Below are 25,243 nucleotides of genomic sequence, written 5' to 3'. Positions count from 1 at the left end.
TATGTGTTTTAAAAAAATAGTTAGACTTTAAAAATTAGTTTCTTTTTAAAGAAGATCCACAAGATAAACGACCAGAAAACGGCATAAGACAATGCATAAGCAAGAGATGCATTCAACGGATTTTCAAAACAAGGTACAATTCCATGATTATAGATGTACGCCTGAAGGCCAATTTCTTCGCCAGCTTTTTCGGGATCTGCTACTTTTATAGCGCTTAAAACTCTCGGAATTATTCCAGAAAAGAAAAACACAATCATCGGGTTTACTCCCCAAATCAGGAATAGTTTAGTCCATTTTTTATGCCCTTTAATATCGATTATGTAATACAATAATGTTAGACATAACGTTGCAATTCCAGCTGTGTACAAAACATAAGAACTTGTCCAAAGTGATTTATTGATAGGGAAGAAGATGTTCCAAATTAATCCTCCAATTACCAAAGCAGTTCCTGCAATTGCTGTCTTTTTTACAATTTCGATTTTATCGACAGATAAGTTTAAAAGTTGGCCAATGTACATTCCTAAAATTCCAGTTCCAATAGCTGGCAAAGTGCTCAAAATTCCTTCTGGATCCCAAGTTTTAGATGATGCCCATAGATGGCCGTTTAAAAGCGTATCGTCTATCCAAGCCGCAAGATTGGTTCCTTTGTCGAAATTGGCAGGACCAAATCCTGGAACAGGAATAAAAGCCATTACAAGCCAATATCCAACTAAAAGTCCAGCTAAAACTAAAATCTGTGTTTTTAAATTTGTTTTTAGATATAAAATTGAAGTAAAGAAATACACAATCGCAATTCGCTGTAAAACGCCTGGAATTCTGGTGTCTTCAAAATGTTCAAGTCCGCTAAATGATAATGAGATAAGAATTAAAAATACACCAACGGCCAAAATGGTTTTGACTTTCATCGAAAAGTTTCCTAAAAGGGCATAAGCTACTGCAAAAGCAACAATTAATCTCAAACCTAATAACGGAATTCCTTCTAAACCAAATAAATGAATTCTGCTGAAAACGCTTAAAAATAACCCTAAACAGAAAATTCGAAGCGAACGGACTAAAATTTTATTGAATACACTTCCATCAAAATGTTTTACAGGCATTGCAAATGGAATTGCGGTTCCCATTATGAATACAAAAAACGGGAAAACTAAGTCAGTAGGCGTACAACCATGCCATTCGGCGTGTTCAAGGGGCGGATAAATAGATGACCAGCTTCCCGGATTATTGACAATCGTCATTAAGAAGATGGTAAATCCTCTAAAGACATCGAGTGAGGTTAAACGTTCTTTTGTCATTGGTTTTGATAGTTTAGATTTTTTAAAGATGAAAGAGGCAAGAAGCAAGACTTTTGTCTTGAATTATTTTATTATCGCATCTTGAATGATTTGTTGAATTTCTTCTCGGATTTTTCCTTTGGCTAATTTATTTTCGTCATTTACTACTTCTGGATAGGTTCTGTTAGATAAGAATACATACACGATTTCGGTTTCTGGGTCTGCCCAAGCCATGTTTCCAGTAAATCCTGTGTGGCCAAAACTTGCTTCAGAAACACAATCGCAGGTTGGTCCGCCTTTGTGAACTCTTTTATCAAACCCTAAACCTCTTAAAACGCCTTGATTTTTATAATAACAAGTATTAAAAGCATCAAAAGTTTGAGGAGAAAAGTATTGAACGCCTCCGTAATTTCCTTTTTGCAAAAACAGCTGCATCATTTTGGCAACATCCATCGCATTAGAAAAAATTCCCGCGTGACCTGCAACTCCGCCTTCCATTGCTGCGGCCATGTCGTGCACGTAACCTTGAATTACCTGATGTCTGAAATAATTATCGATTTCAGTCGGGGCAATATTGCTTTTGTCAAATTTTTCTAGCGGATTGTAAAGCGTATTTGTCATTCCTAATGTGTTGAAAAAATTTTCTTTGCTCAGATCTTCTAGCTTTTTATGTGTTTTTCTCTCTAAATATTCTTTTAAAATGATGAAAGTAAAATCGCTGTATTTGTATTCTTTTTTTAGTGCTACAGGACTTTCAGCAATGATTTTCATAATCGTGTCATGGTAATCATTTCGAATATAAAGATTGTCGGCTACTTTTGTTGTAAAACCGTTTTCGGCTACTTTTCGATAATATTTTTCAGAAGGCTGATTGTTTTTGTCTAATGTCGCTTTGTAAAACGGAATCCAAGCTTGAAGTCCTGCGTAATGGTTCAACAAATCTTTGAAAGTGATGTTTTCTTTGTTTGTTTTGGCAAAAAAAGGCAACATATCTTTCAGTTTGGTATCCAGTTCTACTTTATTTTTATCGTACAATTGCATCACATTTGGCAATGTTGAAATCATTTTTGAAATCGAAGCAACATCATATAAATCAGAATCAGTCACTTTTTTTCCGTTATCATAAGTCTGCGTTCCGTACGATTTCTGAAAAATTACGTTTCCTTTTCTGGCAACCAAAACCTGCATTCCTGGAGCCATTTTCCCGTCAATTGCTTTTTGTGCTACGGCGTCAATTTTAGATAAAATTGCCGGATTCATTCCTGCATTTTCTGGAGCTGTAAAGGCCAGACGATTTAGTTTTTCTGTAGTTAAACCATCATTTACGTGGAAAGCATCATTGATGGAAACAGGCAATTTCCCTTTAGCTTCTATAGCACCAAAAATTAATTCTGCAGAAACGACTTGACTAATGTCTGAGTTTTGATACGAAACCACTAGTCCTTCGATGTCATCAAAATTTGAAACGGATAAAAGCGAATATGGTTTTGCAAAAATGTCTAAAATTACTTTGTTATGTTTGGCAATTTCCTTCAGCCAAAGCATTTCTTGCAACGTAAATTCCTGTTTTTCCCAAGCTTTATTTACTTTATGATAACTGATAATAACCTTGTCGAATTTCTTCAATTCCTTATTCAGACTGTCAAGATTGGTGTCTTTAACTTCTGTGATTTCAGTATATTTTTTTAAGGTCGAAACAAAAGTGCTGTTCGTATCTTCACCTAATTTGATGTACGCGATTTTTTCACTTAAATCTTTTATCGGAAGGATTTCTTTTTCGTTTTTTAGAACTGTAATTGCATTTTCATACAATTTATAATGTAAAGCATCATTTTGCGTCGGATTTAAATCATTGTATAAATTGTTTAAATCAATCGGCTTGTATTTGTTTAATCCTGCTTTGTATTTGTAATGCAATATTTTTTTTACTGAATGTGCCAATCGCTCTTCTGTAATTACTTTTTCGTTGTAAGCTGCTTCCAATTTCTGAAACGCAACGGGTACATTTTCTGGGCAAAGTAAAATATCATTTCCAGCCAAAATAACTGCAATTTCCAAATCTCCAGGACCTTTAAAATTGGCTGCGCCTTTCATCGCCAGACCATCAGTAAAAATCAATCCGTTGAAACCCAATTCTTTTTGCAGCAGATTGGTCACCACATTATAAGAAGCCGAAGATGGGCAGTTTGGCTGTGATTCTAAACTCGGAATATTAAGATGCGCCACCATTACAGAAGCCAAACCTTCGTCGAATAATTTTTTGTATGGATATAATTCGACTAATTCTAAACGATCTTTAGAAAAATTAACGGTAGGTAAGGCGTGGTGTGAATCGGTTGAGGTGTCTCCGTGCCCCGGAAAATGTTTTCCTGTACAGAAAACGCCATTTCCTTGAATTCCTTTCATTAAAGCAATTGCTTTTTCGCTCACATTAACCTTATCTTCACCAAAAGAACGGTTTCCGATAATTGGATTTTTCGGATTAGTATTAATATCCAAAACAGGAGCAAAGTTAAAATGAACGCCGATTCGCTTGTTTTCGGCTGCCATATTTTTTCCCACATTTTCAATTAATTTTAAATCCTGAATCGCGCCCAAAGTCATATTCCACGGATAACGATATGTTGAGTCTAAACGCATGGCCAATCCCCATTCAGCATCGATTCCGATCATCAAAGGAACTTTTGCTTTTGATTGGTATAAGTTGGTTAATTTCGCCTGACGAAGTGGTCCGCCTTGGAAGAAAATAACGTTTCCTATTTTATAATCTTCAATCAGTTTGCTGATTTGGTTTACGTGTACAGAATCTTTGTTAGAATAGGCAGAAACCATAAACAGTTGCCCGATTTTTTCCTGTACGGTCATTTTGTTATAAATGCTGTCAACCCAAACCGTTTCCTGATCAGAATCTTTGAAAAAGGTCTTTTTCTCTGAAGTATTTTTTGGCACGTAAACAACAGTGTCTTTTAAAGGAATATCCTTTTTATTATCTGTTGCGCCATTATTTTTTTTGGATGCGCAATTGGTAATTAAAAATATAAAAGCGGCGTATAAACTAATTTTTATGAATGGATTTTTCATATCATTTTTTTTAAGAATCAATTTGAATTTAATGCTCTAACACTCAAATTGATTCATCAAGAGTAATAACTGAATTAGAAACTTATTTCTTTTTCACTGCGTGAACTGGTAATAAATAATCCTAAATACGTAATTAATCCGTTTAGTATAATTAATTCATTGTCAAAAACATATCCTGCAAATAAAACTTTAGAATATTCATTAATGAAATAGGTGAACAACGGTGAAAGCAAACAGATAAAAGGAACCAGTTTGTCGTTTACATGTCTTGATTTTTGGAACAAACCAAAGGCGTATAATCCTAATAACGGACCATAAGTGTAGGAAGCAACCTTAAAGATCATTCCCACTACAGAGCTGTCATTGATTGAGTTAAAAATTAAAATGATAAAAAAGACTAAAACAGAGAAACTGATATGTACTAAATGTCTAATTTTCACGGTGTTTTTCTTATGGCTGTTTTCTGCTTTGTCCATTCCTAAAAAGTCAACACAAAAAGAAGTGGTTAAGGCAGTTAAAGCAGAATCTGTTGTAGCAAAAGTGGCAGCAATAATTCCCAATAAAAATACAATTGCAGGAACAAGCGCTAAATGGTTTAAAGCAATTTCAGGGAAAAGTAAATCGGTTCTTGGTTTTCCTGTAATTAAATCGGTTGGAACAGCAATTCCGTTTTTGTTTGCATAGATATATAATAAGGCTCCGACACTCAAAAAGAAAATGTTGATGATGACAAAGATTCCTGTAAAAGTAAACATGTTTTTTTGTGCTTCGCCAATGTTTTTACAGCTCAAGTTCTTTTGCATTAAATCCTGATCCAGACCTGTCATGGCAATAGTTACGAACATTCCTCCCAGAATTTGTTTAACAAAATGGAATTTACTTCCCATAAAATCATCAAAGAAAAATATCTTAGAATAATTGCTGTTTTTTACTTCTTCAAATGCACTGATGGCACTCAAATCCATTCGGTCACAAATGAAATAAATGGTAAGGAAAACAGAAGTTACTAGAAAGAAAGTCTGTAAAGTATCTGTAATAATAATCGTTTTTAATCCGCCTCTATACGTATAAGAGAAGATTAACAGCAGCGAAATTAAAACAGTAAACGCAAAAGGAACGTGATAAAAATCGAATACAAAACGCTGTAGAACGATTACAACCAAGTACAATCTGAATGCTGAACTGATAGTTCGGCTGATTAAGAAAATTGAAGCCGCTGTTTTATAGCTAAAAACACCCATTCGCTGCTCAATATAACCATAAATCGAAGTCAAATTCATTCGATAATATAGAGGCAGTAAAAGCTTTGTAATGACAATAAATCCAAGCGCATTTCCTAATACAAACTGAAAATACTTAAATTGTTCACCGCTTGGTGCTCCAACTTCTCCAGGAACAGATATAAACGTTACTCCTGACAATGCAGTTCCGATCATTCCGAAAGCCACGAAATACCATTTTGAATTTTTATTGGCTGTAAAAAAAGCTTCATTTCCGCTGTCTTTCTTGCTTACTCGATGTGAGATATAGAATAATGTTCCGAAATAAATGATAATAAGGAGAAGGATGGTACTTGGTGTCATTTTATAGTTTTGGTGATTTTTGGTTTTTATAAATTATTTAAAGCCGTTGGCTGCAATTATTTTAACACATAGAAACATAGTTTTTTTTAAATTTTAAAAAAGGCGTTCCATTAATTTAAGTAAACATAGGCTATACTATATGTGGAAACTAGTTTCTTTTATTTCTTTTTTTGACACAATCCTGAAATCTCAGAACTATGTTTCTATGTGTTAAATATAAACTAGAAGCTGTTTTTTAATTGACCTGACGGATTTTAGTCGGTCAGGTCGGTGTTAAAAACTCCAAAAAATGAATTTATTCAGCTTTTGAATTTGGATAAATCTATAAAAAGATTTTGATAGTGTGGTTTTTAGTTTTCCTGATTTTTGCTGTGAGCCAATAGAACAGCCCTTACACTTTTATGTTTATGCAATAATTCTTCAGCTACTTCATATTCAATTCCTAATTCTTCCATAATCATCTTAATGCCGCGTTTTACCAATTTTTCGTTAGAAAGCTGCATATCAACCATTTTGTTGCCTTTTACTTTTCCTAACTTGATCATTACCGAAGTAGAAATCATGTTCAAGGTTAGTTTTTGAGCTGTTCCTGCTTTCATTCTCGTACTTCCTGTTAAAAATTCAGGACCCACGATCAATTCAATCGGGTAATCAGCCTCTTGAGCAATTAATCCGTTGCTGATGCAAGAAATGCTTCCCGTTTTAATGTTGTGTTCTTTTGCTTTTTTAAGTGCTCCTAAAACATATGGCGTGTTTCCAGAAGCAGCAATTCCGATAATCATATCAAGACTTGAAATTTCAAATTTGGCTAAATCTTTCCATGCTTGTTCGGTATCATCTTCGGCATTTTCAACTGCTTTTCTGATTGCAGTGTCTCCACCAGCTATAATTCCGATAATCATATCATGCGGAACACCAAAAGTAGGCGGGCATTCTGATGCATCTAAAATCCCGATTCTCCCAGAAGTTCCGGCTCCAATATAAAATAGTCTTCCGCCCAATTGCATTTTTTTCACAATGGCTTTAACCAGTTTTTCTATTTTAGGAATTTGCTCTTCAATAATATGCGGAACTTTTTTGTCTTCTGTATTAATGTTGGTAAGAAGTTCTTTCACGCTCATTTGATCCAAGTCTTTGTACAAAGATTCTTGTTCAGTTTCAGGATTTTTATTTTTCATTTTTCTTTTTTTTGATTTTTGAAACCGAGATTTTTCTAATATCAGGCTTCTCTATTTTACATTAATAGTTTGCTGTTTTTATCTAGAATGGAATTTAATTTTAAAACATAGAAACACAGGTTTTGATTTTTGTTTAAAAAGGTAACCAATCTTTAAAAAACAAACCAAAGAGAACTACATTTCTGCATAGCAATATATATGTGTGTGTTTATGCTAATCAAACGCTTTTTTGTAAGTCTATCAAAGTCTATGTTTCTATTGTTTAAAAAATTAAGTCTAAGGGAACTGAAGTATTATTTATAAATTAGATATTTTGTTCGCATTTTTTTGAAAGCTTCAAGATCTTTCTGCCAAGTTTTTCTTATTTGAGCTTCAGGAACACCACTTTCAATTTGCTGTTGCAGTTTTTTTGTTCCTGCGAGTTTGGTAAAAAATGCGTTGAAGAATTTTGTCTTGTCGCTGGTATTCTGATATGCTTTAATAAGCCATTTCAATTCTAATTGTTTCAATTTTGGATAGGCTGTCAAATCTTCACCAAAACATTCTTTTCCGTTGTATAAAGGGTCTTTTGCACCAAAATTGGGCTTTGGAGTAAAGCTGAAATTGGTTTTGCTTAAATATGGAGAGCCGTAGATTTGAAATTGTTTTTCAGTTCCGCGTCCCATGCTCACATTTGTTCCTTCAAAAAGGCATAAACTGGCGTACAGATTTATAGATTGATCGTTAGGTAAATTTGGAGACGGTTTTACCAATAAACTGTATGGCATAGTTCTATTATAATCTACACAAGGAATTACGGTTAGTTTACATTGAGCGCCATCTTTCAGCCATTTTTCTCCATTTACCATTTGCGCATATTCGCCAATTGTCATTCCGTGAAGAAGCGGAATAGGGTGCATACCAACAAAACTGGTAAATTCTTTTTCTAAAAGAGGTCCGTCTACAATAGAACCATTTGGATTTGGACGATCAAAAACAATAAGCGGAACGTTGTTTTCTGCACAAGCTTCCATTACATAGTGTAAAGATGAAATGTAGGTATAGAATCGTGCTCCAACATCTTGCAAGTCAAAAATCATAACATCAATTCCAGATAACTGCGCAGGTTTTGGTTTTTTGTTGTCGCCGTAAAGTGAAATAATCGGCAAACCTGTTTTCGGATCTTTTCCGTCAACAATATGTTCGCCGGCGTCGGCAGTTCCTCTAAATCCGTGTTCTGGAGCAAAAATAGTCTGAACAGCAATTTTTTTCTCCAAAAGGAAATCAACCACATGTGTTTTGTTGGATAAAATTCCTGTTTGGTTGGTTACAATTCCGACTTTTTTATCTTTTAAAAGCGGTAAGTATTTTTCGTAGTTGTCAGCTCCCGTTTTTATAACGGCATAATTGAGTTCCTCTGAATTATGGTGCTCAATTGGCAGAATCGCTGCCGAATATAAAGGCGCGCAAAACAGAAGCGCTGCAACAAAAGCACTTTTTGCTATATATTTTATCATTTTAAATACAGTTATTAGTTAAAGACGAATTGGACTAATAAAATTAATATTTTATCGGAGTATATGAATGTTTTAGGAAGATTTGGGGAATCTAAAAACTAACAAGAATAACCTGTATGAATCAGGTGTAAATTTTTATTTGGCTTTTTTATTGGTCACAACGTGTTTAAAAAGAGTATTTTAAAATACTGCCTCTAAAATTTCTCATTTCAGAGGCAGTGTATTATATGGAGGCAATTATTGAGTTTACTATATTACCAGCCTGGATTTTGTTTCAATTCTACACCTTCTGCAGCGTATAAATTGATATCATTTGTTGGTATAGCGCTTAAGTAATTCTTTGGCGAAACAAATGTTCTTGCAACACCAGCAGCATAAGGAATTACATATCCTTCTGCGTTTACTTTTGTTTTAGAATTAGTTCCTATTAGAGTTACTATTTTAGCTCCTAAAGCAACATCAGGATTAGCATTTGTGTCTAAGTAATCTCCTTTTTTCCAACGCATTAAATCTTCTTTTCTCATGGTAGTCCAGCTCATAAACTCGATTCTGCGCTCGCGACGAATCTCCCATATAATTGGATTAACAATTCCTGAAATTTGTTCTAATGCTGCTGTTCTTTGCGGATCATCTATCTGTACGCCATTAGCAGATGCATTTACGCCATCTGTAGTCAAAGTTGCAATTCCAGCACGTGTGCGAACTTTATTAATAGATAAATTAAGATCTGCAGTAGTGATAGTTCCTAATTCTGCACATGCTTCAGCATAGTTTAAATACACTTCACTTAATGTGAAAACTGGTGCGTCAATTTGATTTTGGCCAATTGTGGTAACCTCTGTACCTGTTGTAGCAGGATTGTTATATAACTGAAACACATAACCAGTAATAGATGTCAGACCAGTATAAGGTTTATCAGAATAAGCATAATCTACATTGCTAAATGCTTTGGCAAATCGAGGGTCTCTGTTGGCAAAGGTATTTGCAATAGTGTTATCGCCTAAATATTGAGTATTGCCAGCTTGCTTAATAGGTAGTCCATTAGTAGTTACATAACTTTGTGCGGCAAATTTTGTCAATCCGTTTTGAACAGTGGATGTATTAGTGTAGGCTTGTATTCCATTTCCTAAAACACCTTTTATGTATCTTTTTGTTAAGATTACTTCAGTATTTCCTAATAATTCAACAGAATTGTAAAGTGATTTCCAATCAGCATTTAATTTGTAAGAATTGTTGTTCATTACAGCCAATGCAGCATCTTTTGCTTTTTGAAGATAAGTGCTTCCATTCTGTCCTAAATTGTATTTTCTGTACGTACCTTCTGTTAAGCATACACGGCTTAATAATGCATAAGCAGTATATTTATTTACTGTAACATTATTATCGTCAACATTTAGTAGCATTGGAATTGCTTCTTCCAAATCTTTAATTACATTGTCAATAACTTCTGCTCTTGATAAAGCTGGTTTGTATACGTTAACATCACTTTGAGCCAAATATTGGTCTGTATAAGGCACATCGCCAAACTGCTGTGCTAAACGAAAATAAGTATGAGCTCTAAAAAACTTGGCAACACCTATATAGTGGTTTTTCTTTGTCTGATCCATTGGCACATTAGGTACTCTTGCAAGCATAAGATTGCAACGACGAACCAAAGTGTAGTATTCGTTCCAGTTTGCATTAGTTGCATTTGGGGCCGTTGGAAAGTTTGTAAAAACGTTATTGGCTAGGTTGTCATCTATTAATCCTGTTCCTGAATGGAAGTAGAAGTCAGCTGTAGTACCTGCATTATTTCCATAACCGTTGAAGGTATTGTAGTTCAACCAAGAGAATGTTTTTACATTATTTTCTGAAGTCCAAAAATTGTCATCTGTAAAAACATCTTCAGGTGGTGTGTCCAAGAAATCTGAACAGCTAACCGTTACACTTGCAATAGCAAACAAGGCAACTGTTAGTTTTATCCTAGAGTTTGTTATATATTTTCTCATTTTGATTAATTTTTTAATTTTTAAATACTTTTTTTAGAAAGCAAGTTGAATACCAAATGATATCGTTTTAGAATAAGGGAAAGTTCTTCCCCATGCAGCTTCTGTTTCATTAATCTCAGGATCTACTGGCAATTTACTGCTTTTCCAAGTCGCTAAGTTTAAGCCAGAAACGTACGGTCTAATTTTATCGATTCCGATTTTTTCGGTAATGCTTTTAGGAAAAGTGTATCCAATCGTTACAGACTTTAAGCGTAAATAAGACATGTCTAATAAATAACGTGACTGTGCCACAAAGTTGTTAGATCCAGGTGCATAAGTTCCAAAAGCATTTCCAGCATGGTTAGGGTACGGATTAGGGAAATAAGCATCTGTGTTTTCTGGTGTCCAGTAATCATTCTGGTTTACATACATAGCATCTGTTCTATTGTAGAATGGCAATACTAAATCAGAAGTCGCCCAGTATTCACGTTTACCAACTCCTTGAAAGAAAGCATCAATGTCAAATCCGTATAAAGCACTTCCTAAACGAATTCCATATTGGTAACGAGGAGTTGTATTACCAATAACTTTTAAATCTCCCGGTTTAAGAGCTGTTCCATCTCCTCTTGAGATTACACCATCACCATCTAGATCTTTATACATTACATCTCCAGCGCCGAATTTAAAAGCACCTGTTCTAATATTTTTATAATCAACACCATTTACGATTAATCCGGTTGCATCAATTTGATCTGTAGTTTGAATCAAACGGTCTGTTTCTAATCCCCAAATTTCCCCAAGTTTTTGACCTGCGTAAAAAGATGAAGTTGAGATCAGTTTAGCAGAGTTATTCCATTCTGTTACTTCAGTAGTATTGTCTGAAAGGGTAAGATCTGCATAAACACTAACGTTTTGGTTTATTTGTTTGTTAAAGTTAAGAGCAAGCTCCCAACCTTTTGTTCTTAAATTTCCTGAGTTTGTATTGGCAGCAGCCTGACCAAATGAGCCTGGAAGTGTTTTACCTGGAGCCAACATTCCTTTGGTATCTCTTTGATAATAGTCAAAAGTTAATCCAAGCATATTAAAGATACGAATATCGATACCAATATCCTGAGTAGTTACTTTTTCCCAAGTTAAATTAGGATCAACATTTGTTGGCTGATTCACAGTAGGAGGAATGGTTGTACCGCTTCCTATCCAATAAGGGTTAGGATTAGTAGTAACATTAGTCATAACAGGTAAAAAGGCATTGTTAGCAATATTCTGATTTCCAATTGAACCAACAGATCCTCTAATTTTCAAATCATTTAACCAGCTTCTTGTGCCTTCCATGAAAGCTTCTTCCGAAATTCTGTATCCAACAGAAGCAGAAGGGAAGAATCCCCATTGCTCATCTGTAGGGAATTTTGATGAACCGTCATAACGCCCGTTTACTTCCAAAAGATATTTTCCTTTGTAGTCATAATTGACACGTGCAAAGAATCCAGCAATAGCATATCTTGATAAACCTGGATTTAAGATATCATTAGCCACAAGAGGTGCAGTAAATTGGTCACCAATAGCTAAATTAAATTCTGGTTTGCTTTTGTCTAAAAGTGTATTTCTACGAGCATAGGTTCTTTCTTGATCGTACCACTCAGTGTTTAAACCTCCTAATACTTTAAAGTTATGGTTTTCACCTAATGTTTTAGTATAATTTGCATAAATATTGGCTACATTTCTAGTGTAAGATGTTTTGGCTTGTGCAACAAAATCGTTTGCAGTTTCCATAGATGTCGGTTTGCCCGCAACTAAGTCAGCAGCACTTGTCCACCAATCCCAAAGTGGCACTTGACCACCATTCATTTTAAGGCTTGAAAAATTAGTATTGATACTATATTCTCCAATAAGATTAAAGTCTTTTGTAATTTGAGCAGTAAGTTTTCCGCTTATCCTCATATCATTTGACTTATTCTCGTTTTGAGATGCATTTGCCATGTAACCTGGAGCATGTCTGAAGTAAGTCCCATTGTAAGTCCCGTATGGGAAATAAGATCCCCAACGCATGTAGTATCCAAAATAACCATTACCAGCAGTATCTACACCATTGTTATAGTAGTTAAAAGGTGAATCATATTCTTGGAAAGTTCCTAATACTTTAAAATCTCCAGTAAGCCAGTTTGTTAATTGAGTAGTCATACCCATATTAAGACTGAATCTTTTATTGGTTTCGGTATTGATTTTCATTACACCATCTTGATTAGCAAGACCTAACGAAACAATAAATGAGCTTTTTTCTCCCAAAGAACCTTGAGCTGATAAATTATGAAGCGTTTGTATAGAATTCTTTTTTAGCATTTCATCATGCGGATTCCAGATTCTATAAAAATATTCTCTGCCGCCAATCACGTCAAAATCCTCTCCTAAAATCATGTTTTTATCATTAGGATTTCTTGTCGCGGCATATTTTTCCTTCCAGTTAATAATACCCGGCAATAATGTCTTGTAGTTCATACCAAAAGACTCTGGATTGGCGTTACCCGCTCTAGCTTGTGCCTCGATCATTGCAGGTAGCTCTACTGTAGGATCATTAAATTGAATCAACGAAATTGGGTTGCTAATACCAGTATTTACGCTATAAGCAAATCGTACTTTGCCTTTTGCATTTTTACCGCTTTTAGTAGTAACTAATATAACTCCAAATGCAGCACGTGCACCATAAATAGAAGCAGAAGCGGCGTCTTTAAGTACAGACATCGATTCTACATCTTCTGCATTTAATAATGATAAATCTCCTGGAACACCATCTACCAAAATAAGCGGGGATCCTGAAACTTCGCCATTAACAATAGTTCCGGCTCCACGAATATTAACTTTTGATCCTTTGCTTATGTTTCCTGAATTGTAAGTAATGTTAAGTCCAGGAGTAGTTCCTTGAAGACCTTTTGTAATATCTGTAATAGGAATACTTCCTAAAGCTTTCTTTACATCTACTTTAGCAACTGCGCCAGTAAGATTTGCTTTTTTCTGAGAAGCGAATCCCACGACAACTACTTCATCCAATTTTGCAGCAGTCGCCGCAAGTGAAATACTAAGTTTTTGTTGCCCTTCAACTTTCACTACTTGCGTTTCAAAGCCCATGTAGCTAAAGCTAAGGCTTCGTCCTGACGCGACGCTTATGCTGAAATTTCCATCAAAATCAGTTGTAGTTCCGTTGGAAGTCCCTTGAATCATAACACTGACTCCAGGTATCGGAAATCCATCTGCTTTGTTTTTTACTGTTCCAGTAACTGTTTTTGCTTGTCCAAATGCTGTTTGAATGCACAAAACCAACACTGTAATAAAGAGTAATTTTTTCATGATTAATCTGGTTTTTTATGGTTGTTGTTGAGCAAATATATCTATTTATTGCATACAAATGCATTTTTATGTGTTTTTTTTCTAAAAATAATTTAAAAAACGCAAAATAACGCATTTTTAAATAAAAAATCAGAATTGAATTTGTTTTTAAAATCCTACTAATGCATGATTTTGCAGTTTTTGTGGCTTTTTCTAATATCGAATAAAATATTTGATATATTTGTGATGAATTTTAACTTTTATAAAAACATGCTGAAAGCCGAAAGACATAAATATATAATGACTAAACTTATTGAAGACCAAAAAGTTGTTACAACAGATTTAGCTTTGGCTCTCGATTTGTCAGAAGATACAATTAGAAGAGATTTGAACGAATTGGATAGCAAAAAGCTGTTAGAGAAAGTATATGGAGGTGCTGTTCAGGTAAAAGAAAAGTCTGATAATGTATTTGATATTGCTATTGTTGCAGAAGAACAAAAAAAGAAGATTGTAACAAAAGCATTATCTCTTCTTCATGACGATCAGGTTATTATAATGAGTGGAGGAAGTACCAATCTGGTTTTTGCAAAGTTAATCCCAGCCGATTTAAAAGCTACCATATATACTTATAGTTTACCGATCGCTATGCAGCTGTCTCAACACCCTAATATAGATTTGATTTTTATTGGCGGAAAAATGCAAAAAAACGCAATGGTGACAATAGGTATGGATGTGATTCAGGTAGTATCTAAAATTAAAGCCGATATTTGTTTCATTGGCGCCAGCAGTATTAATATCAAACAGGGACTTACAGAAGTAGGTTATGAAATATCTATTGTTAAAAAAGCTATGATAGAAGCTTCTGATAGGGTGGTGTCGATGTTTGCTTCAAATAAGTTAAATACCAAAATGCCTCACGGCGTATGTGATCTTACGCAGTTGGATACTATTGTGACAGAATTAGATCCAGAAGATGAAAGGCTGGATGAATATAGAAAATCGGGAGTCTTTATCTTGTAATTTTAAACTTTTGCAATATATTTTCTGCGTTTTGTTGCGGTATTTTAATTTTATTGTGTTAAAAAACGCAAAATAATGTATTTGTATGCTTTTTGTATCTATATTTGTTAAAACTAATTTTATTAGTCAGATATATTTATAAAAATCACTCTTCGTTTACTTGCCATTTTTCTAATGCATTTAATGAAGTTCAAGTTTCCAAATAGGAACTTTAATAAATATTCAATTCTAATAAAATTTAGAATGTTTTGTTTTTGCGGATAGCTTTTAGCCAAATGCAGAAATAAAACATGTATTAAAGAACCAAAAAGCAACAGAACCAATTAAATGTCCGATTCTCTCCAATTACAAGAATTAGAAGCTTCCTTAGAAGGAAACCTTTTTTATGATGATCTTCATAAAAAAATATACGCCACAGACGCCTCTGCTTACAGAATTATGCCGCTTGCCGTGGCCATTCCGAAATCAGAAAATGATATTATTAACATTATTCGTTTTGCCTCAAAAAATAAGATTTCGATAACGCCAAGAACGGCAGGAACATCTTTAGCAGGCCAAACTGTTGGAAACGGAATCATTGTAGATGTCTCAAAACACTTTACTAAAATTGTTTCTTTTGATTCTGAAAAGAAGACCATAACTGTTCAGCCGGGAGTAATTCGCGATGAACTGAATTTATATCTAAAACCACACGGACTGTTTTTTGCTCCAACAACATCAACAACCAATAGATGTATGATTGGGGGAATGGTCGGAAACAATTCATCTGGAACGACTTCAATCCGATACGGTGTTACAAGAGATAAAATAGTAGAAATAAAAGCCGTTTTAAGTGATGGCTCTACAGCAGTATTTAAGGATTTAACTTCTGAAGAATTTATTGAAAAAACTAAAGGAGATTCTTTAGAAAGTAAAATTTACAGAACGATTTACGAAGAACTTTCGAACAAGGAAAATCAGGAAGAAATCTTAAAAGAATTTCCAAAACCAGAAATTCACAGACGAAATACAGGTTACGCAATTGATGTTTTGCTGAAATCGAAACTTTTTTCAGGAACAGAAGATACCATCAATTTAGGAAAACTGCTTTGCGGAAGTGAGGGAACGTTGGCTTTTACAACAGAAATTACCTTAAAAGTGGATGATTTACCGCCAACCAACAATATTATGGTTGTCGCGCATTTTCATACCATTCAAGAAAGTTTAGAAGCTGTAGTGACTGCAATGAAACATCATTTGTACACTTGCGAAATGATGGATGATACGATTTTAGACTGCACCAAAACCAATAGGGAACAGGCTAAAAACCGTTTTTTTATTGTGGGTGAGCCAAAAGCAGTTATTATGCTCGAAGTTGGATCTCACATTAGTATGGAAGATGCCGAATTGCAAGCAGATGCTTTGATTAATGATCTTCAAATTAATGGTTTCGGATACGCTTTGCCAAAAATCTATGGAGCAGATATTGATAAAGTAAACGAGGTGAGAAAGGCAGGTCTTGGGCTTTTAGGAAGCATTGTTGGAGACGACAAAGCAGCCGATTCTATTGAAGATACAGCGGTTGAATTGAGTGATCTTCCAAATTATATTGCCGATTTTGCCGCCATGATGGAAAGACACGGACAAAGTGCCATTTACTATGCACATGCCGGAGCGGGAGAGCTGCATTTGCGTCCGAAGATAAATTTGAAAACAAAAGAAGGATTGCACCAGTTTAGAAATTTATCTACTGAAGTTGCGCATCTGGTTAAAAAATATAGAGGTTCATTGAGCGGTGAACACGGCGACGGAATTTTGCGAGGGGAGTTCCTGCCGTTTATGATTGGCGATAAAAACTACGAACTGCTGAAACGAATCAAAAAAGCATTTGATCCCGATACTATTTTGAATGTTGGGAAAATCGTAAATGCGTCTAAAATGGATGAAAACCTTCGTTTCGAGGCGGGAAGGGTAGAACCTGAGATAAAAACCATTCAAGATTTCTCTGATAGTTTAGGCGTTTTACGTGCTGCAGAAAAATGCAATGGTTCGGGCGATTGCAGAAAAATGCCTTCTGCCGGAGGAACTTTATGTCCAAGTTATCGCGCAACAAGAAACGAAAAAGATACAACTCGTGCACGTGCCAACGCTTTAAGAGAATATTTGACGAATTCAGAAAAAGAAAACAAATTCGATCACGAAGAATTATATAAGGTTTTTGAGTTGTGTGTGAGCTGTAAAGCCTGCGCGAGCGAATGCCCAAGCAATGTTGATGTAGCAACTTTAAAAGCAGAATTTTTATATCAATATCAAAAAGCAAACGGATTTTCTTTCCGAAATAAAATATTTGCGTTCAATTCTAAATTGAATGAATTGGGAAGTATTGCCCCATCTATGACCAACTGGGCTTCCAATCTTTCGTTCGTTAAAAAGCGTATGGGAATTGCACCTGAAAGACAAGTGCCATTACTAGCTTCAAAGACATTTAGAAAGTGGTATCAAAAGAACAAAAAGCTTTATGAAAATAATTCTTTTGAAAACGGCAGCGTTTATCTTTTCTGTGATGAATTTACCAATTATTATGATGTCTCAGTCGGAATTGATGCTTTCGAATTGCTGACTAAATTAGGTTATAACGTAATTGTAGTTGATCACGAAGAAAGCGGCAGAGCTTTTATTTCCAAAGGTTTTTTGGAAGAAGCGCAAGAAATAGCCAATAAAAATGTCAATACATTCAAAAATATAGTTTCTGAAAATACGCCTTTAATCGGAATCGAACCTTCGGCAATATTGACTTTCAGAGACGAATACATCCGATTGGCTTCGGATAAGGAAAGCGCTGAGAAATTAGCCCAAAACACTTTAACGGTTGAAGAATTTTTCAAAAAAGAAATTGCTAAGGGAAAAATTCATGCTGGACAATTTTCTGAAAGAGAGAAAAATATAAAGATTCATGGGCATTGCCATCAAAAATCATTAAGCTCTGTTGAAGCTTCTTTTGCGATGCTGAATGTTCCAAAAAATAATACCGTGACCATTTACAATTCGGGCTGTTGCGGAATGGCGGGTTCATTTGGTTACGAAAAAGAGCATTATGAAATCAGTATGAAGATGGGAGAAGATACCTTGTTTCCAAAAATTAGGGCAACAGAACCATCAACCGAAATTGCAGCTGCGGGAACCAGCTGTCGTCATCAGATTTTTGATGGGACGAGTAGAAAAGCGATGCATCCTGTAACCATTTTGAAAGGTTGTTTGAAATAAGTTTTCGTATTTTACCAGTACTTTTCAAAAATATTATTTTATAAAAACATCAATTATGAAAAAAATAATTTACTCAATCGTATTACTGCTTTTAATTTTTACAGCCAGAGCAGCAAAGGTTGATACATTGCAGGTTTTTAGTGCTTCGATGCAGAAGAATATTAAAACTTGCGTAGTAGTTCCGGACCATTATAAAAAGAGTAAGAAAGCATTTCCAGTAGTTTATTTGCTTCATGGTTATAGCGGAAATTATGCTTCATGGGCAAAAGATTTTAAGGAATTAGGAAAACAAGTGGATGAATATGGTTTTATAGTGGTTGGAGTAGACGGGAATTATTCAAGCTGGTATTTTGATAGTCCGCTTGATCCGAGTTTTAAATATGAAACTTATGTTGTAAAAGAATTGGTTCCGTTTATTGATAAGCAGTACAGAACAATTGCAGATCGTAAAGCTAGAGCGATTTCGGGTTTGAGCATGGGTGGTCACGGCGCTTTATACTTGTCATTTAAGCATCAGGATGTATTTGGAGCGGCAGGAAGTATGAGTGGTGGAGTAGATTTTCGTCCGTTTCCTGAAAATTGGGACATCAAAAAAAGGTTGGGAACCATTACGGAACATCCTGAAAACTGGGATAAAAATACGGTTACCAATATGCTCGATTTAGTAAAAGACAACAAACTAAAACTAATTATTGACTGTGGAGTTGATGATTTTTTCATGACCGTTAATAGAGAGCTTCATGCAAAAATGCTGGCTCAAAAAATAAATCACGATTATATAGAACGCCCAGGAGAACATAATCTGAAATACTGGGAGAATTCTTTAAAATATCAGCTTTTGTTTTTTCATGATTTCTTTGATGAAAATCTAAAAACAAAGTAATCCTAAAGTGTATTTCGGGTTCCACACATACCGGAATACATAAATTTTGGTTGGTTATCCTAACAGGTTTTTTTAACCTGTTAGGTATTTTTTTGCCAAAGAATTGTAACTAAGGTACCATAAACGCCATTAGATTCTAAATAAATTATAGTTTAATTAAATAAAATTACCAATGAAAAATCTATTTTCCAGAATACTCTTAATTTTTGTAATCACAACGAGTTTTGCTCAAAATATAGAAAAATCAGAACAGATCAAATTTGTGCAGCTCACAGATTTACACGTTTCGGTAGGAAATGAAAATGATTTTTTATTGCAGGATATTGTAAAAGAGATCAATAATTCCGATTTTGAATTTGCGGTTGTAACTGGCGATTTGACCAATAGAGGTGCCGATGACGAGTTAAAACAAGTTCATTCAATTCTATCTAAATTGAAAATTCCGTATTACGTCATTTCAGGAAATCATGAAACCAACTGGAGCGAAAGCGCCGGCTTGACTTATAAAAAAATATTTGGCGAGGACCGTTTTGTGTTTTCAAAAGGTGATTATCTTTTCATCGGTTTTCCTTGTGGACCTTACATGAAAATGGGGGATGGTTTTGTAAAACACGAAGATGTGCTTTGGCTTGATAAGACTCTAAAAGACAATCTTAAAAACAATAATAAAAAAGTGCTGAATTTTGCTCATTATCCGTTAGATAACAGCGTGAGCAATTACAAAGAAGTCCTTTCGGTTTTAGAAAAATATCCAACCGTTGCTACCTTTTGCGGTCATGGACACACCTTACGAAAATATGATTTCTCTGGTTTGAGCGGTATAATGGGAACATCAATAACTTCTCTGGATGGAAAAACAAAAAGTTATAATCAAGTAATTATCAGCAAAGACAGTATCAGTATCTATCAAAAAGAAATAGATAAACCTGGAGTTTTTAAATTTTCGGTTCCGTCAAAACCTTCCAAAATTGTAATTCCTAAAGATAGTTTGGCAATGCAATCTCCTTATATAAAGGATATTGCCTCAATTTACAGCCTTCCGGCATTTGACAAAAAGAGTGTTTATTTTACGAATTCTATAGGCGAAATAAAATCTATAAACCTTAAAAACAAAGCTTTAAATTGGAAAACTGAGACAGGAAATTCAATTTATTTTTCGCCAATCATCGTAAAAAATAATTTAGTTATCGGTACAATAGAAGGAAACCTAGTAGGATTTGACACACAATCTGGCAAACAAAAATGGACAATCCCTGTTGGCGGCGTTTTGGTAGGCTCGCCAATTGCAGAAAACAATAAAATTTATACGGCGAGTTCTACAGCATTTATTTGTGCAGATGCTGTGACTGGAAAAGTAATATGGCAGAATAATTTGCCAGCGTCATATTCGCAAGGAACACCGTTAATTCAAGGCGATAAAATAATTTTTGGAGTTTGGGATTCGTATGTGTATTGTCTGGATAAAAACACAGGAAAATTGATCTGGAAATGGAACAATGGTAATGATAAACAAATTTTATATTCGGCTGGAAATGTAAATATGGTTTCGACAAAAAACCGACTTTATTTTGTTACTCCACAACGTTTTTTGACCATTTTGGATATTGAAACAGGAAAAACACTTTTAAGAACTCAGAAATGGAAAATTAGAGAATCGATGGGAAAAAGTCAAGATGGGAAATGGTTTTACGGTAAAACAATGGACGGCTTACTTTTAAGATTGCCTCTTAGCGATGATCTTGAACTTACAGAAGAAAATCTGGTGAACCAAAGCAAAGTGCTAGATTTAAAACTTGGATACGAACACAATCCAGCAGCAATATTAGAAAACAAAAACAAAATATACGTAGGAAGCAGAAAAGGAGAAGTTTTGATTGTAGATGCTTCTAAATTTGAGATTGTAAAGCAAATTAACCTAGGAAGTTCAAGCGTAAATGGTTTTACAATTGATGATAAAGGGCAAGTCTGGGCATCACTTATTGAAGGAGGGATATTTTTGCTGGAATAATTTTTAAGTTTTTTTCCCAACGTAAATTTAAAGTCGCGAAATCCGCAAAGTATTATTAAAAGCTTAAAAAAAAACTTTGCGACTTCGCGTCTTTGCGAGATTAAAAAAAACTTTGCGAACCTTGCGTGAATCTTAGCGAACTTAGCGGTTAAATTATTCAACAACAATTAGCTAACCAAAAAACACAACCCTATGAAAAGTCTAAAATTACTAATCCTAATATTGCTGATTCATTCCCAAATTTTCAGTCAGCAGTCTCCAAAAAGAGAAATGCGCGCTGCTTGGATTTCTACCGTAGAAAATATCGACTGGCCTTCTAAACCTGGTTTATCAGACAAAGAAATGAAGAACGAAATGATTGCCATTTTGGATAATCTACGTTCTTATAATTTGAATACGGTCATTTTTCAAATCCGTCCAACTGCCGATGCGTATTACAAATCGACAAAAGAACCAGCATCGCATTGGATAACAGGAACTCAAGGCGTTGCTCCGGGTTTTGACCCGCTACAGATGATGATTGATGAAGCAGGAAAACGCGGCATGAATGTGCATGTTTGGCTGAATCCGTATCGTGTTCAGAAAGATACAGTAAGAGATGTGCTTGCAAAAAATCACTTGTACTTTAAAAGACCAGACCTTTTTCTGACGTACGGAAAAACCAGATATTTTAATCCGGGATTGCAGGAAACAAGAAATTTTGTTGCTTCTGTAGTTGGCGAAATTGTTCGTAAATATGATATTCAGGCCGTTCACATGGACGATTATTTTTATCCGTATAAAATTGAAGGTCAAGAGTTTCCTGATGAAAAAGCTTTCGCTAAAGAACCACGTCAGTTTAAAGATAAAGAGGATTGGAGAAGAGACAATGTTGATTTAATCATTAAACAAATCAGAGATACTATTATTGCCAATAAACCAGAAGTTGAGTTCGGAATTTCGCCTTTTGGAGTATGGCGAAATATTGCCAAAGATTCGCAAGGTTCTAATACCAGAGCAGGTGCTACCAATTATGATGATTTGTATGCTAATATCTTAAAATGGCAAAAAGAAAACTGGATTGATTATGTAACGCCTCAAATCTATTGGCATATTGGTTTTGACAGAGCAAACTTTGAAGTTCTCGCAAAATGGTGGGCTGAACATAAATATGGTGCAAATGTTTACGTGGGGCATGGCGATTATAAAATTTCAAATACTGCGAAAGAACCAGAATGGAGAAGCTCGGATCAAATTGTGAAGCAGATTGAAATGATTCGTAAAATGCCTTTAATTGATGGTTCGATGCATTTTACAGCTTCTACTTTTCTGAAAAAAGGAGATACGCTTAGAAAACCTCTCGTTGAAAAAGAATACAAGTATATCGCTCTAACTCCAGAAGCAAACAGAATTACAAGATTAAAACCAGAGCCGCCAACAAATGCTGTAATTGCCAAAAAAGGCAATAATGCAATTTTAACTTGGAAAGCTGCATTTAATGACAAGAAATATGTGATTTATAGATTTCCAAAAGGGAAAATTACAGATTTCTCGAATCCTGAGAATATTTATTATGTGACAACAGCTCTAAAACTAGAAGTACCAAATGCCAATTTGGAAAACTATGTTTACGCGCTCACTGCGTTAAGTCAGACCCAGACAGAAAGTAGTCCCATTGAATTTTCAACAAAATAAAATATATAAAAAGAAATGAGAAAAAACATTCTTCTATTAGCCATATTTCTAAGTTCGTTTAGTATTATACAAGCCCAAAAACTGGATATAATTCCAAAACCTGTATCCGCTCAACAAAGCACAGGACAATTTGTTTTGCCTTCTTCTTTAAAAATTGTCGTAGATAAGAAAGTAAAAAATAGCGCCGATTATATTGCAGCAGGTGTTTCAAAAAGTACTGGAATTAATCCGATTGTTTCCATTGGAAAAAAACACGGAAAAAATAACATTTCATTTCTAGTAGATAAGAAATTGGATCTTCCAAACGAAGGGTATCAATTGGAAATAAACCAAAGTGGCATTTTCATAAAAGGAAAAACGGATAAAGGAGTTTTAAACGGATTCCAGACTTTCCTGCAAATTTGCTCTGCAAAAGAAGTTAAAAAAGGAACTCTTCCGTTTGTAAAAATAGAAGATTATCCACGTTTTGACTGGCGAGGCATGATGCTCGATTGTTCAAGACAATTTTTTGACAAACAAACCGTAAAAAATTATATCGATTGGCTCGCGGCACATAAAATGAATGTTTTTCATTGGCATTTAACAGATGATAATGGCTGGAGAATCGAAATCAAATCGATGCCAGATTTGACTTTAAAAGGTGCTTGGAGAGGTCCTGGCGAAGTCTTATTGCCATCTTACGGTTCTGGAGACAAACGTTATGGAGGTTTTTATACGCAAGAAGACATTAAAGAAGTCGTAGCTTATGCGGCAAATCGCGGTATTTCGGTAATGCCAGAAATCGAAATTCCAGGACATTCGAGAGCAGTTACAGCGTCATATCCAGAAATTGGATGTGAAATAAGTCAGGAACTTAAAAGTGTTCAAGGAGAAGTAAAAAATGTTTGGTGTGTTGGTCGAGAGGAAAACTATGACCTTTTAGATTCAATCATTAGAGAAGTATCTGGATTGTTTCCCTTTGAATATATTCATGTTGCAGGAGACGAAGTCAATCGTGCAAATTGGGAACAATGCCCAAAATGCAAAGCTTTGATGGCAAAAGAAGGTTTTACAGATAGTTTTCAGCTTCAGAATTATTTCTTTAGAAGGGTTCAAAAAATCGTTGATAAATACCATAAAAAAACAGATGGCTGGAATGAAATCTTAAAAGGAGGAGAAATTGATCCAAACACACTTATTTCTGCTTGGCAAGGCATTAGTTACGGAATTGAATCGGCAAAAAAAGGATATAAGACCATCATGATACCGGGACAATTTTTGTATTTTGACATGGCACAATCAGAAACAGAACGTGGTCATCGTTGGGCGGCAATTACGGATACAAAAAGAGCGTATTCGTTTGAACCAATTCCAGATACCGATTTAACTCCTGAAGAACAAAAAAATATAATTGGAGTTCAAGGTGCTTTATGGAGTGAATATTTGGATCGCCCTGCAAGAATCATGGAATACCAGAGTTATCCAAGAATAAGCGCTTTGGCTGAAATTGGCTGGTCTAAAAAAGAAGATAAAAACTGGGATGATTTTTATGGAAGATTAACCAACAGCCATTTGAAAAGATTAGCCGATATGGGAATTGCTTTTAGAGATTTTCCTCCAACAGCGATTTATAAAAATGGAACAATCACAGTAACGCCGCCTTATGAAGGTGCGGTTGTTCGCTTTGACAAAGACGGAAACGAGCCTACAAGACAGTCGCCTTTGTATACCGAACCAATTCAGACAGAAAATTATGAGCAATATAGGTTTAGAGTTTTCTTTAATGAGACTTCGGCAAGTCCAGCTGTAAAAGCTGAAAAATTGCCTGTTGCCAATTGGAATACATCGAAAGCAGAAGTTTTAACGATTTCAGAAAATATCTCAGAGCATGTTGATAAAAAAGGAATTTGGTATCTGAATTTTAATCCAGCAGATGATGGAGCAAACGGAACAATCAAAAGTGTTTCGCTTTTTGAAAATGATAAATTGATTCAGACTTATGCAGACGAAAAAGCGTTAAAAGCAAAACCTCGTTTGAGATTTGTAATTGGAAATTATAACGAAAAAAATACGTATCGATTAGATTTTACTGTTGAAAATAAAGAAGAGAAAAAGTCAGCGGCAAACGTAAAATTCAATTGTTCGCCATATCAAGAACCAGAAGTTAAAGTGACTTCTTCGATGACAGAAAATCCGAAGTTCCCGATTTCAAATCTGCAAGATTATAACGAAGAATCGTATTTGCGTACTGATGTTGCTTGTAAAGATGGCGATTGGATTTTGTATACTTTTACTACTCCTGTAACTTCTTCTAAAATAGATGTTTTAACTGGAATTCCGCATCATCCGAGATTTATAATAAATGACGGTTACGTTGAGTTTTCATACAACGGAACGGATTTCATAAAAGGCGATAATTTTGATTACGGAAATGCGTCAATTTATCCAAAACAGCCTGTAAAAGCAGTTAGAATACAAATTAAGGGAACCAATAACGAGCCTTTGATGGCAGCGCAGGACTTAAAAATTAATCCGTAGTACT

At 34.9% G+C, this 25,243-nt stretch carries 13 protein-coding genes; 6 read left to right on the top strand and 7 right to left on the bottom strand.

Features of this window, described 5'->3' with window-relative positions; genetic code table 11:
- Positions 1-20: 20 nt before the first annotated feature.
- The 7 genes from BLP44_RS12540 to BLP44_RS12510 form a co-directional block, all read right to left on the bottom strand.
- A complete protein-coding gene (locus BLP44_RS12540) occupies positions 21-1,292 on the bottom strand; it encodes an acyltransferase family protein (RefSeq protein WP_091133356.1) in 1,272 nt (423 codons plus the stop codon).
- A gap of 63 nt (positions 1,293-1,355) precedes the next feature.
- Positions 1,356-4,352, bottom strand: a complete 2,997-nt coding sequence (locus BLP44_RS12535) for a serine hydrolase domain-containing protein (RefSeq protein ID WP_091133721.1) — start codon at positions 4,350-4,352, stop codon at positions 1,356-1,358.
- Between the two features lie 74 nt (positions 4,353-4,426).
- A complete protein-coding gene (locus BLP44_RS12530; protein ID WP_091133354.1) occupies positions 4,427-5,935 on the bottom strand; it encodes a sodium:solute symporter in 1,509 nt (502 codons plus the stop codon).
- A 350-nt stretch (positions 5,936-6,285) separates the two neighbouring features.
- The gene (murQ, locus tag BLP44_RS12525; RefSeq protein ID WP_008468383.1) at positions 6,286-7,113 is read right to left on the bottom strand and encodes an N-acetylmuramic acid 6-phosphate etherase; all 828 of its coding nucleotides are present in this window, start codon (positions 7,111-7,113) and stop codon (positions 6,286-6,288) included.
- Between the two features lie 293 nt (positions 7,114-7,406).
- Positions 7,407-8,609 (bottom strand): exo-beta-N-acetylmuramidase NamZ family protein, encoded by a 1,203-nt coding sequence (locus tag BLP44_RS12520; protein WP_091133352.1) that lies wholly within the window; start codon positions 8,607-8,609, stop codon positions 7,407-7,409.
- A gap of 254 nt (positions 8,610-8,863) precedes the next feature.
- Positions 8,864-10,597 carry a RagB/SusD family nutrient uptake outer membrane protein gene (locus BLP44_RS12515; protein ID WP_091133350.1) on the bottom strand — a complete coding sequence of 578 codons (1,734 nt, stop codon included), beginning with the start codon at positions 10,595-10,597 and terminating at the stop codon, positions 8,864-8,866.
- 33 nt (positions 10,598-10,630) lie between these two features.
- Positions 10,631-13,915 carry a SusC/RagA family TonB-linked outer membrane protein gene (locus tag BLP44_RS12510; protein WP_091133348.1) on the bottom strand — a complete coding sequence of 1,095 codons (3,285 nt, stop codon included), beginning with the start codon at positions 13,913-13,915 and terminating at the stop codon, positions 10,631-10,633.
- A 225-nt stretch (positions 13,916-14,140) separates the two neighbouring features.
- Here BLP44_RS12510 and BLP44_RS12505 point away from each other — a divergent pair, with 225 nt between their 5' ends.
- The 6 genes from BLP44_RS12505 to BLP44_RS12480 all read left to right on the top strand — a co-directional run bounded on the left by BLP44_RS12505 (position 14,141) and on the right by BLP44_RS12480 (position 25,239).
- Complete coding sequence (locus BLP44_RS12505; protein ID WP_240628138.1) at positions 14,141-14,914, top strand: DeoR/GlpR family DNA-binding transcription regulator; 774 nt, start codon at positions 14,141-14,143, stop codon at positions 14,912-14,914.
- Positions 14,915-15,241: 327 nt separating this feature from the next.
- Entirely contained in the window at positions 15,242-18,157 is a 2,916-nt protein-coding gene (locus BLP44_RS12500; RefSeq protein WP_091133346.1) for an FAD-binding and (Fe-S)-binding domain-containing protein, read from the top strand.
- A 55-nt stretch (positions 18,158-18,212) separates the two neighbouring features.
- Entirely contained in the window at positions 18,213-19,040 is an 828-nt protein-coding gene (locus BLP44_RS12495) for an alpha/beta hydrolase (protein WP_091133344.1), read from the top strand.
- A 172-nt stretch (positions 19,041-19,212) separates the two neighbouring features.
- Entirely contained in the window at positions 19,213-21,048 is a 1,836-nt protein-coding gene (locus BLP44_RS12490; RefSeq protein ID WP_091133342.1) for an outer membrane protein assembly factor BamB family protein, read from the top strand.
- A gap of 192 nt (positions 21,049-21,240) precedes the next feature.
- Complete coding sequence (locus tag BLP44_RS12485; RefSeq protein ID WP_091133340.1) at positions 21,241-22,722, top strand: glycoside hydrolase family 10-like protein; 1,482 nt, start codon at positions 21,241-21,243, stop codon at positions 22,720-22,722.
- Positions 22,723-22,737: 15 nt separating this feature from the next.
- Positions 22,738-25,239 (top strand): beta-N-acetylhexosaminidase, encoded by a 2,502-nt coding sequence (locus BLP44_RS12480; RefSeq protein ID WP_091133339.1) that lies wholly within the window; start codon positions 22,738-22,740, stop codon positions 25,237-25,239.
- The last annotated feature ends 4 nt before the right edge of the window (positions 25,240-25,243 follow it).

The sequence above is a fragment of the Flavobacterium anhuiense genome, assembly GCF_900101855.1.
GTDB lineage: Bacteria > Bacteroidota > Bacteroidia > Flavobacteriales > Flavobacteriaceae > Flavobacterium > Flavobacterium anhuiense.
This window is presented reverse-complemented; position numbering and strand designations above follow the sequence as displayed.